Origin of the sequence: Moorena sp. SIO3E8 (assembly GCF_010692445.1) — a bacterium.
GTDB classification, from domain to species: Bacteria; Cyanobacteriota; Cyanobacteriia; order Cyanobacteriales; family Coleofasciculaceae; genus Moorena; species Moorena bouillonii.
In genome coordinates, this window is the sequence record NZ_JAAHHM010000355.1 from 1 (window position 1) to 1,399 (window position 1,399).

Genomic DNA, 1,399 nt, shown 5'->3' on the forward strand with positions numbered 1-1,399 from the left:
AACTCAGATCTTGCACCAAAAAAAGTGGCTGTGAGAAGGAACGGCTGAAGTTATTGTTATTAGGGGATTAGAGGCAGTTCTATCCCTGAGTTAGAGACAACTAATCAAATACCTTGAAAAAGCCTCTGTATCCCATAATTTAATGACACTCAATGACCCAGATTATACGGAAAAATATAAATAATCAATAGTTTAGTTATGGCTTCAATTAGAATTGATATTTTTTTTGATTACATGAGAATTGTGGTAAACTCTTTTCTAAGATTAATGGAGGATAAAGACCCTGAATAAGATTTTACCAGAAGTAGAAAAATTAATCTCAAACTTAAAACAATTAATGCCCACTAGTTATCAACAAGAAACCTTAGAATCCATTTTTGGATTAATCCTTTGTGGGCAAGGTAATTCTGTTCCGGATCATTGTCAAACCAAATCGGCAAGTGCTATTAGTCGTTTTTTAAATAATTATCAATGGTCAACCCGTTCTTTAATTCGTACCGTTCGTTCTTTAATAATCAAATTTATTCTTGATCAAAGAAAAAGAGGAAGAAAACCAACTCTACAAGTAATCCTAGATTTAACTACCCTAGAAAAGGTAGGTAATTTTACCCATCTAGGAAACTTAGTGCGAGTCTATAATCATAAGAAAGGTTTACACATTGTAGTGATGTATTTAGTCCTGGGAAATTGGCGTATTCCTTGGAGTTTCAGGATTTATAGGGGTAAGGGTACTCCCTCCCCATCCCAATTAGCACAGAAGTTATTAAATAATTTACCTAAAAAAATTACTCAAAATTTTCAAGTTTATGTACTTGGTGATACGGCTTTTGGTACAATTAAATTGATTGATAATATCCGTAAAAAATCCGGCCATGCTATTGTTGGGATTAGTAAAAATCGAACTTTAACTGATGGTCGTAAGGTCTCAGACATTAAAAAGCGTGGTCAACAAGTTTATTTGAATGGTTTAAAATTACCTGTTTTTTTGTCATGGATATGGTTAAAACGAGATGGCAAAATGATTCAACGTTTTGTGATATCAACTAAACCAATGAAGGGTAAAACTATTGCTCGATGGGGAAAACGTAGATGGCAGATTGAGGGTTTCTTTAAGACAGCTAAACATCGTTTTAGCCTACACCGCTTTGGACAAAAGACAAGACTTGGAGTCTACCGTTGGTTGATTCTGTGTTTAGTTTCTTATTTGTTGGCTTATTGGGTTTATTTACACTTAGGTAAATCGGATAATTTAGATTGGTTTTATTGTGCACAACAAGCACTTATTTTACTTTTACCGCATATTTTGCTTCTCTCTATTTTCAATCATTTAGATACACTTATGCCTTGGTTACATGAGCTTAGTTTTGATTTTTGTCTGATCAGGTGCAAGATCTGAGTT

1 protein-coding gene is annotated in these 1,399 nt (G+C 33.7%); it reads left to right on the forward strand.

Features of this window, described 5'->3' with window-relative positions; genetic code table 11:
- The first annotated feature begins 337 nt into the window (after positions 1-337).
- A complete protein-coding gene (locus F6K46_RS39745; RefSeq protein ID WP_293060751.1) occupies positions 338-1,396 on the forward strand; it encodes a transposase in 1,059 nt (352 codons plus the stop codon).
- Positions 1,397-1,399: the final 3 nt, after the last annotated feature.

What these genes read in the sequence shown, in the direction of transcription:
- F6K46_RS39745 (WP_293060751.1), top strand. Translation starts at nt 338, where the DNA reads ATGCCCACTAGTTATCAACAAGAAACCTTAGAATCCATTTTTGGATTA.